Consider the following 9,640-nt stretch of genomic DNA (forward strand, 5'->3'; position numbering starts at 1 on the left):
AGCAGAAGACCCAGAATTTGAAACCTTCTACACCAAGAATATCTTGTTGAACGAAGGAATTCGGGCATGGATGTCCCCGGCAGACCAACCCCATGAGTTCTTTACCTTCCCTGAAGAGGTTCTTCCTCGCGGTAATGCTCTATAAAAACAAACCTGTTGTCATTATCCCCAAATCAGGGATAATGGCTCACATCCCTTGAATCAATTCACCTTTTTTGACCTAGATCGTAGAGAGTAGAACAAGAGGTTCGACTAGCGTGCAAAGCACTTTTAATCCTTCAATGGTAATGGGCGGTCGTGACCAAGAATCCACCGGTTTTGCTTGGTGGGCTGGTAACGCCCGTTTAATTAACCTATCCGGTAAACTGCTGGGCGCTCATGTTGCCCACGCCGGTCTCATTGTCTTCTGGACTGGCGCAATGACCCTGTTTGAAGTGGCTCACTTCATCCCTGAAAAACCCTTGTATGAACAAGGTGCTATCCTTCTCCCTCACCTCGCTACCCTCGGCTGGGGTGTTGGTCCTGGTGGGGAAATTGTAGACACCTTCCCCTACTTTGTAGTTGGTGTTCTCCACCTGATCTCTTCTGCCGTCTTAGGACTAGGTGGAATTTATCATGCCGTTCGTGGCCCCGAAACCTTAGAAGACTACTCTTCTTTCTTCGGTTACGAGTGGAGAGATAAGAATCAAATGACCAATATCATTGGCTACCACTTAATACTCTTAGGAATAGGAGCCTTATTGTTGGTCTTCAAAGCCATGTTCTTCGGTGGTGTTTATGATAGCTGGGCCCCTGGTGGTGGTGCAGTTCGTATCATTAGTAACCCTACCCTAAACCCGGCTGTGATCTTCGGCTATCTCGTCGATGCTCCCTTTGGTGGAGAAGGCTGGATCATTGGGGTGAATAACATGGAAGATATCATCGGTGGTCATATCTGGATTGGCTTGATTTGTATCTCCGGTGGTATTTGGCATATTCTTACCAAGCCTTTTGGTTGGGCCCGTCGCGCCTTCATCTGGTCGGGTGAAGCTTATCTGTCCTACAGTTTAGCTGCTCTTTCTCTGATGGGCTTTGTGGCTGCTGCCTATGTTTGGTTTAACAATACAGCCTATCCCAGCGAATTCTACGGCCCCACCAATGCTGAAGCTTCTCAAGCTCAGTCCTTTGTATTCTTAGCTCGTGACCAAAAGTTAGGAGCTAACATCGGTTCTGCACAAGGCCCAACCGGTCTAGGTAAATACCTGATGCGCTCTCCCACTGGTGAAATCATCTTCGGTGGTGAAACCATGCGCTTCTGGGATTTCCAAGGCCCCTGGTTAGAGCCTCTTCGTGGCCCCAACGGTTTGGATCTCAACAAACTGAAAAATGATATCCAACCTTGGCAACTGCGTCGTGCCGCTGAGTATATGACTCACGCACCTAACGGTTCTATCAACTCCGTAGGTGGAATTATTACTGAGCCTAATGGGTTTAACTATGTTAACCCCCGTGCTTGGTTGGCTGGTTCTCACTTCATTTTTGCCTTCTTCCTATTTATTGGTCACCTCTGGCACGCAGGTCGCGCTCGTGCTGCTGCGGCTGGCTTTGAAAAAGGAATTGACCGCGAAAATGAGCCAGTTCTGTCTATGGGTGACCTGGATTAATTTTTAGGTTCTCAAAACCCTATATTCCAAAGCTTAACTAAGCTTCTGGGAGCTGAGAAGGAGAGATGGATTAATCCATCTCTCTTTTTTAATCGCTTCGCCAAGATCGAAAATGTATTGATTCGTAGTGTTGTGAAGTCCATATTACGAGGTAATCGCAAAGGGCTGTAATGAATTAAGGTATAGGTTTATTCCACCCTCTCCTCCCCCTCTTCTCCATCTTTTTCTGATGTAGGAATGCCTTGGCGCAAGCCAACAGCAATTTTACTATGTTGCTCTATCTGAGTCATCACTTGTTTAGCTCGTTCAATCACCACCTTGGGTAAACCCGCTAATCTTCCGGCTTCAATGCCATAGGATTTATCTGCACCACCCGGTTGAACTTGGTGCAAAAAGATGATTTTATCGGGCATTTCTTTGACGGTGACTTGGTAATTGGCTACATTGTCTAAGATGGATGCTAATTCATTCAGTTCATGGTAATGGGTGGCAAAAATTGTCCTTGCTCTGATTTCTGTTGCTAAATATTCGGCTACTGCCCAAGCAATCGATAAACCGTCAAAGGTGGCAGTTCCGCGACCAATTTCATCTAATAAGACTAAGGAGCGAGATGTGCCATGATTGAGAATATTAGCAGTTTCATTCATTTCTACCATAAACGTAGATTGACCGGTAGCTAAATCATCGACTGCACCAACACGGGTAAAGATACGATCGCAAATCCCTAATGTAGCGGATGTTGCTGGTACAAAACTGCCAATTTGCGCCATCAGTTGAATTAAGCCCACTTGCCGGAGATAACAGCTTTTACCACTGGCATTTGGCCCCGTTAAAATGACTAGATCCGTAGACTTTTTTTGATCATTTTTAGCTAAACTTGTGCAATTAGGGACAAAAAATGCCCGTCCTAAAGTTTGCTCAACTACTGGATGTCGTCCCTCCCGAATCAGTATTTCTCGTCCTTCAGTTAAGGTGGGACGACAGTACCCTTCAACAACTGCAACTTCTGCTAATCCACATAACCCATCAATAGCAGCAACGGCACGAGAAACCGTGCGAATTAACTCTGTTTGCTCCCCCACTTCGGTTCGCAATTGCACAAATAGTTCATATTCTAATTGGTTTAAATCTTCTCGCGCAGTCAGGATTCGGGCTTCTCGCTCTTTCAATTCTTCAGTAATATAGCGTTCTTCATTAACTAAAGTTTGTTTGCGAGTATAGCCTTCTGGAACCCGATCGGCTTTAGATCGAGAAATACTAATATAATATCCAAAGGTTTTATTATATCCCACTTTTAGATTAGAAATACCTGTTCTTTCCCGTTCGCGAGTTTCTAAAGAAGCTAACCATTCTTGATCTTCTTTTGCATCCGATCGCATCCTATCTAAGTCAGTATTCACTCCTGCTTGAATCAAACCTCCTTCCTTTAACTGCTGAGGTGGATTTTCTACTAAATAGGCTTTGATCGTATGAGCTAATTGTTCTAATTCTGGCGGTACAGTTTGCAGCGCTCTCAGAAACGGCGATCGCCCCTTACTAGCTAACTGGGCTAACGTAGGTAACTGGGCTAAAGATTCAGCTAAAGAGACTAGATCCTTCGCATTCGCACTTCCCGATCCCGCTTTCCCGGTGAGCCGTTCTAGATCGGCAATCTGGCGTAAAACTTGACGAATTAAATCCCTTAATTCCGTATCTTTTACTAATTCTTCAATGGTATCTTGTCGTGCTTCAATGCCTTTTAGCTTCAATAACGGTTGCAAGATCCACCGACGTAGGGCACGCCCTCCCATAGCTGTTAACGTGCGATCGATCGCATAGAGTAAGGAGCCATTAAACGTGCGATCGCGGACAGTTTCCGTAATTTCTAAATTACGGCGACTTTGATGGTCTAAAATGAGGAAATCCTGGGTCGAATAACTCCGCAATAATTGTAGGGTTACAGCATTTTGTTTTTGGGTTTCCTCCACGTATTCGAGCAGTCCACCCGCAGCACGAACCCCTAACGGAATACGATCGCATCCCATACCCTCCAAAGATCTGACCTTAAACTTACTCAGCAGGCGCTCAGTTGCATCTTGTAAACTAAATACGACTTGCGATCGCCAGGAATAGCAAAAACAGCCTGGTAATCCTTCCGGAAGTTCCTCAGACTTTTCCCCTGGGCGTAACATTTTACCCAGATCCGGTGCATCCGTCGGCATTAGGATCTCCGAAGGTTGTAACCGCATTAATTCCTGATTTAAATGCTCTAAGCGACTCGCTTGAGTGGTAAAAAATTCACCTGTAGAAATATCCGCATAGGCTAATCCCCAATGGTCTTTAACCAACACCACGGCTGCTAAAAAATTATTTTGACGAGCGCTTAACATCGACTCATCTGTGAGAGTTCCAGGAGTAAGAATTTTGGTGATTTCCCTGGTCACCATCCGTTTTTCGGCTGCTGCAACTGCCGCATCTTCCGTTTGATCGCAGACCACTACCGGGTAGCCTTTTTCTACCAATTGAGGGCAATAGCGATCCAGTGCATGATGGGGAACCCCAGTCATCGGCACTCTGCCAATTTCTTTCCCTCCATCTCGACTCGTGAGCGCTAATTCTAACTGCACAGAAAGAGTAACCGCATCTTGAAAAAAGCATTCAAAAAAATCACCCACTCGGTAGAGCAATAAGGCGTGGGGATATTGTTCTTTCACCTGCACATAATGCTGAAGCATAGGCGTGAGTTTCTTGATATCCAATTGTTGATAATCAGCATTAGGAATATTCAAGTCTTCCGAAGCGGTAGCCGAATAACTCATATCAATATAAAAATTAAAAATATCTTGGGGAAGAATTACCTCTAGCGATCATATCCCTCTTCTGTCACTTTCGGAAACAGGGGGATGAAACCCTAATTCTTTCGTTGGAAATCGCGGGCTGTAATGACGGAAATTCTAATGAATTTCCCAGAGTGATAGAAGAGGATATAGCCTTTGTCTCTTCTATGAGGTACAGCTTGAAGCTATACAAGCTATTGCCTATTGCCTAGCGCGAAGCGCTATAGTGAATACTCTCCCCTTACTCAATAACGCGAGATAGAGCAGGTTCTAAAAACTCACTTCTTAAATAAATCAATAGGCTTGATATAAATTCAAAGAATAGAAAAGGGTGTACTATGAGTACACCCCTTCCTTAGTTTTTTAGAAATTAGGCAAGCATTCTAGAACTTGAAGGTAGTCCGAATGGTTCCCACGTAAACAGAATCATTCCGGCTATCTCCTTCTGGGTTAAACACGGCAAGGAAACCAGGGGTAATGGAGATATTGTCGGTTAAACGGAGGCGATAGAAAGCTTCTAGATGGATTGGGGTGTCAGGAGCTTCTCCTGTTCCGTTCGTAACATGGGGAGGCATACCCACCATCAGGCCACCTAAGTTACCTTCTGCACCGAGATCGGGGAAGGTGAATCCGACGATCCAGTTCCAGATCTCTGCATCATCTAAGCGATCGCGGCCTTGACGATCCAGGTCTTGAGCGTTCATGTAATGACCCCAAGCATTGAGAACAAAGCGATCGCTAACTCGCCACTCTGCTGCCAGACCGAAGGAATCAGCAGCGATCGCCTCTCCAGACTTCCGGAAGGGATCGGATGCTAATACCCCGATTCCCCGATTGAGGGGGCCAGATAGCCCACCTGCACCTCGGCCAACGCCAGAGATGTAATCGCGAGCATAGGTGAAACCAATACCAAACCGGTCTCCTTCATAGCTCAACTGACCCATCGCACTAAAGCTACCATTGAATAGCCCATTTCCTCTCGTTGGGTTTTCTGCATCGCTTGCCAGGTAGGAATAACCGAGACTAATGCTTGGCGTAAAGTAGTACAGACCGGTAATCCCCGCATCACCTCCTGAGTAGATCGGGCTGAGAGCAGCAAAGCGAGATATAGCACCACTACCTGAGCTATTCAAACTGAAGGTTGGAATTAAGTCATCATGGGCTTGACCAATTACCCCAATCTGCATCTGACCTCTAGGAGCGCCGTTCTCAAAGTATCCACCATAGGGGAAACGGTAGGTCAAGATCCCGACATTTACTTCTTCATTCGTATTGGTTTCATAAGCTAAACGAGCTGTACTGGTTCCCAGTGCAAGACGAGTCCCTTCAACGTTTCCTGCTTCGAGTCGGGTTCTCAAACTATCTTCACCCGTGAAACTCGTATCGAAGTTCAGACGGACACGACCAGACAACGTCATGTTATCTTCCACATCTGCTCGCCGCCCACCTGCTGTTGTCGAGCCAGGAATTCTACGGCGATCGGGACCCCATCCTCTCAAAGGCTTGTTGTCTCCCCAAGCATTTGTAAGAGCAAAGATCGCTTCTCCATTCAATTTAGTTGTTGTAGAGAATTGGTGTTCTTCCAAGAAGTCCACCCGTGCTTCCAAACTATCTACTCGTCCTCGTAAGGTCGCTAATTCAGCAGCAAACTCTTCTTGCAACCGTTGCAGTACCGCCAGGTCTTCGCGAGTCACCAAGTTGGCAGTCGCAGCAGCGATTAACTCATTGATGCGATCTAAACAAGCATTAACCCCAGCCGCAAACTCATAGCGAGTCATCGCTCGGTTACCCCGATAGGTTCCATTGGGATAACCCGCAATACAACCATAGCGCTCAACCAAGGATTGCAGTGCTTGGAACGCCCAGTCTGTAGGACGAACATCGCGCAATTGGGAAACCGAGGTAACTTGGCCAATCGAGCCACTGCTGCGTGTTCCTCTAGAATACTCTTGGATTTGGTCTATATTGTTGGTTTCTGCGGGCTGGGCTAGAGCCGAACCACCCGATACAAACAAAGCAGCCCCCAAGAGTGCTGGGGTTAGACTAATAGATTTCCATAGAAGTTTTGACTTCATTGCTTTTTCTCCTCACACCTTAAAGAATCGTCAACTTCCCATCTGGGATTTTATCACCTAAACGCTGGAATGTCAGGATACTCATGTTAGGTTTTACTAACTCCGTCTTGTCCTCTATCTTGCACCATGATTGGATTTTTGGCAGGATTTTGACGAGGTGCTTTCGATTCTAACTTGATTTTCCTGTTCCAGCCTTCTTGTTCTAACAGGGTGTAAGGTTTGGGCAATACCTGAAGACCTTAGCACCTCTGCTAGAAAGTCTCTATTTAGAACGACAAGGTCGTTCTCAGGGTTCCAATCACTGCTGTATCCTCATTCAAAGCATCTTGGAAAGGATTGATTAAGACCGTTACCCCTGGAGTGACCGAAATATTATCGGAAATCCGGATTTTGTAGAAGCTTTCAATATTGATGGGAGTACCATTATCTACTCCACCTTGCAAGCTTACCCCAGTCAAAGTGGGAGGCACACCAACAGAGAGTCCCCCAACATTACCGGCTCGGAATAGATCGGGGAAGGCCATGTTTAGACCATATGTCCAGATTTCCCCGCTCCCCCGTTGTCCTTGAGTCAACAACTGGGCATCAGTATAGCCAACGAACGCATTCGCCACAAACTTCGGACTCAGCCGCCAAGAAATAGCTCCCCCATAGGAATTGGTTGCCGTCCGTCCTAAATCCGTTAACAGCCGTGTTTGAGGGGTACTCACCAAGTCAAACCCGTATCCATTGTCAAAGATGGGGCTGTATTGGTCATGATAGCCATTGGCATAGGTAAAGGCAAAGGAGAGACTATTAGAAGGGGTAAAGGTCAACTGAGCTAACATCCCATAGTCTCCATTAAAGAGACCATTACCATTTCGGGGGTTTTGTCCGTTTTCCGCCAAATATCCCCAACTCAGGTTCACCGCACCTAAATTCAGGAATTTAAAGTCACCCAAGTTGATATCTAGACCAATCCCTGCACCACCCCCAATCCGGTATAGGGGGTTCCGTTGCGAGAAAGTATTGAGAGACCCGCTACCCCCATCGTAATCTTCAAAGTAGGGGTTGAGGGTAGGTACAAAGTCATCAAAAGTTCCACCAATGGCAGAAATAACGACATTAGTCCGATTGTTGTAGCTCCAGTAGTATTGAAGCTTGTCTACATAGAGTTGATCGTTAGCTTCCCGGTTAACTTGGAAGGTTTGCAGTCCTTGACCAGATTCTCGCTGGAAGTTAAAGCGATCGGAAGAACCGGCTTGCAGACGAGTCAACAATAGGTCTTTTCCGGTGAAACTGGTATTCAGGTTCATCCGCACACGACCCATCAGAGCGGTCCCGTTGTCACTCGCATAGTCATCTACGCCTCCATCGAGATCTGGATTAAAACTATTGGAAACACCTAAGAATGCTCTACGACGGCCCACATTGAACCGAGAATGCCGGATACTACGGTCCGATCCCCAGGCATCGGTAACGGCAAAAATGGCTTCACCAACCAGTTTGGTAGTTGTGGAGAATTGGTTAGCTTCTAGCTCTGTAGTGCGAGCTTCTAGGGCATCCACACGACCACGAAGAGTTGCCAACTCTGCGGCAAACTCTTCTTGGAGCCGTTGCAGAACTGCCAAGTCTTCACGGGTAACAGCATTAGCTGTAGCTGCCGCAATCAGTTCATTAATTCGGTCTAAGCAAGCGTTTAAGCCTGCAGCAAACTCATACCGAGTGATAGCTCGGTTCCCCCGATAGGTTCCATTTGGATAGCCGGCAATACAGCCATAGCGCTCGACTAAGGATTGTAGAGCTTGGAAAGCCCAGTCAGTGGGGCGTACATCCCGCAGTTGAGAAACGGAGGTAACTTGTTCGACTTCTTCTTCGACTTCTTCTCCGTCGCTGCTGTATTCAATTACTTGATCTAGAGTAGACCGCTCTTGAGCCATCAAAGAGGGTTGAACTTCAAGATCCAAGGATTCGGGGACTCCAATGGAGAAAGAATCATTAATATTTATATCTAGAGATTGACGGTTAACCACGGACGGGTTACTGATGCTCTCAGCCGCATGAACGAGAGAACCAGAGATCAACGTAGTCAGGACTGCTGGACTTACCAACAGGGTCTTCCACAGAAATTTCGACATTTTACTTGCTCCTCACACCTTTAAGCTTTTAACTTTAGAAGCTTATTTTAGTTTACCTTATTCTATTTGGGAGATCGCTTGTGCCAAAGCAAAATCCTTTTCTGTTAAACCACCTGCATCGTGGGTTGTCAAGGTAATGCTGACTCGATTGTAGGAGATGGAGAGGTCGGGATGATGATTGGCGCTTTCCGCTGGTTCGACTATTTTATTGATAAAGGCGATCGCCTCAACAAAGTCTTTGAACAGGCGCTGGCACTGTAGGCTCTCTTCCACCAGTTCCCATCCAGATAGGATTTTGGCTTTTTCCTGTATTTCGGCTTGAGTCAGTTTAGTCATTCCTTTGATTTTCCCTTTTGCTTCATGACTATCCGCTCTCACTGGTGAATGTCCAATTTCTTCAGCTCTTAAGAGCGATCCAATTTTGAACGTTTGAGAGTGAGAGCGGTGTAGCGGGTCTTCAGTTTGAAACCTGACTGCCGGGAGGAACCCCAGCTAGTCATTTTGACGATAGGTTTTCTAACGTAAGACTAGCGTTTAGAGAACAGCCCCGGCCCACAGCCGGCATACTCGAACCTGAAGACCCATGCATTTACTGCTATCTGACATAGGCATCACCTCCTAAACATTGCAACAGTACACTCGTAAACGAGTAAGAGAGCATCTAGCTCTAAGTGCCTTGCACCTGTGAATCACCTTAGCACAGAGTTCCAGAATCGGGGAGTAAAGGAGTGGGGAGTGGGGGGAATACGGGGATGCAGCGACATAGAGATACGGAGAGAGCAAAAAAATAGGGTGGGCAAGTACTGCCCACCCTAACATTGGGGTGAATTCTCAGAATTGACAATTACAGAGCATTACCGCGAGGAAGAACCTCTTCAGGGAAGGTAAAGAACTCATGGGGTTGGTCTGCCGGGGACATCCATGCCCGAATTCCTTCGTTCAACAAGATATTCTTGGTGTAGAAGGTTTCAAATTCTGGGTCTTCTGCT

6 protein-coding genes and 2 pseudogenes are annotated in these 9,640 nt (G+C 46.5%); 2 read left to right on the forward strand and 6 right to left on the reverse strand.

Annotated elements, in window-relative coordinates:
• A pseudogene (locus J7545_RS17205) lies at nucleotides 1-145 on the forward strand (photosystem II D2 protein (photosystem q(a) protein)); the annotation flags it as partial.
• Nucleotides 146-281: 136 nt separating this feature from the next.
• The gene (gene psbC, locus J7545_RS17210; protein ID WP_413038720.1) at nucleotides 282-1,643 is read left to right on the forward strand and encodes a photosystem II reaction center protein CP43; all 1,362 of its coding nucleotides are present in this window, start codon (nucleotides 282-284) and stop codon (nucleotides 1,641-1,643) included.
• A 188-nt stretch (nucleotides 1,644-1,831) separates the two neighbouring features.
• On the opposite strand, the gene mutS is transcribed toward psbC, so the two are convergent.
• From mutS to J7545_RS17240, 6 genes and pseudogenes are all read right to left on the reverse strand, one after another.
• Nucleotides 1,832-4,441, reverse strand: coding sequence for a DNA mismatch repair protein MutS (gene mutS / locus J7545_RS17215; protein WP_318698278.1), 2,610 nt, complete (start codon nucleotides 4,439-4,441; stop codon nucleotides 1,832-1,834).
• Between the two features lie 401 nt (nucleotides 4,442-4,842).
• The gene (locus J7545_RS17220) at nucleotides 4,843-6,534 is read right to left on the reverse strand and encodes an iron uptake porin (RefSeq protein ID WP_318698279.1); all 1,692 of its coding nucleotides are present in this window, start codon (nucleotides 6,532-6,534) and stop codon (nucleotides 4,843-4,845) included.
• Between the two features lie 86 nt (nucleotides 6,535-6,620).
• The gene (locus J7545_RS17225; protein WP_318719915.1) at nucleotides 6,621-6,761 is read right to left on the reverse strand and encodes a hypothetical protein; all 141 of its coding nucleotides are present in this window, start codon (nucleotides 6,759-6,761) and stop codon (nucleotides 6,621-6,623) included.
• A gap of 39 nt (nucleotides 6,762-6,800) precedes the next feature.
• Nucleotides 6,801-8,651 carry an iron uptake porin gene (locus J7545_RS17230; RefSeq protein WP_318698280.1) on the reverse strand — a complete coding sequence of 617 codons (1,851 nt, stop codon included), beginning with the start codon at nucleotides 8,649-8,651 and terminating at the stop codon, nucleotides 6,801-6,803.
• A 57-nt stretch (nucleotides 8,652-8,708) separates the two neighbouring features.
• On the reverse strand, nucleotides 8,709-8,987 hold the full coding sequence (locus J7545_RS17235; RefSeq protein ID WP_318698281.1) for a 4a-hydroxytetrahydrobiopterin dehydratase: 279 nt from the start codon (nucleotides 8,985-8,987) through the stop codon (nucleotides 8,709-8,711).
• A gap of 508 nt (nucleotides 8,988-9,495) precedes the next feature.
• Nucleotides 9,496-9,640: pseudogene (locus tag J7545_RS17240) on the reverse strand (photosystem II D2 protein (photosystem q(a) protein)); the annotation flags it as partial.

Origin of the sequence: Roseofilum sp. SBFL, from assembly GCF_017746885.1 — a bacterium.
Lineage (GTDB): Bacteria > Cyanobacteriota > Cyanobacteriia > Cyanobacteriales > Desertifilaceae > Roseofilum.

What these genes read in the sequence shown, in the direction of transcription:
- psbC (WP_413038720.1), top strand. Translation starts at nt 282, where the DNA reads ATGGTAATGGGCGGTCGTGACCAAGAATCCACCGGTTTTGCTTGGTGG.
- mutS (WP_318698278.1), bottom strand. Translation starts at nt 4,441, where the DNA reads ATGAGTTATTCGGCTACCGCTTCGGAAGACTTGAATATTCCTAATGCT.
- J7545_RS17220 (WP_318698279.1), bottom strand. Translation starts at nt 6,534, where the DNA reads ATGAAGTCAAAACTTCTATGGAAATCTATTAGTCTAACCCCAGCACTC.
- J7545_RS17230 (WP_318698280.1), bottom strand. Translation starts at nt 8,651, where the DNA reads ATGTCGAAATTTCTGTGGAAGACCCTGTTGGTAAGTCCAGCAGTCCTG.
- J7545_RS17235 (WP_318698281.1), bottom strand. Translation starts at nt 8,987, where the DNA reads ATGACTAAACTGACTCAAGCCGAAATACAGGAAAAAGCCAAAATCCTA.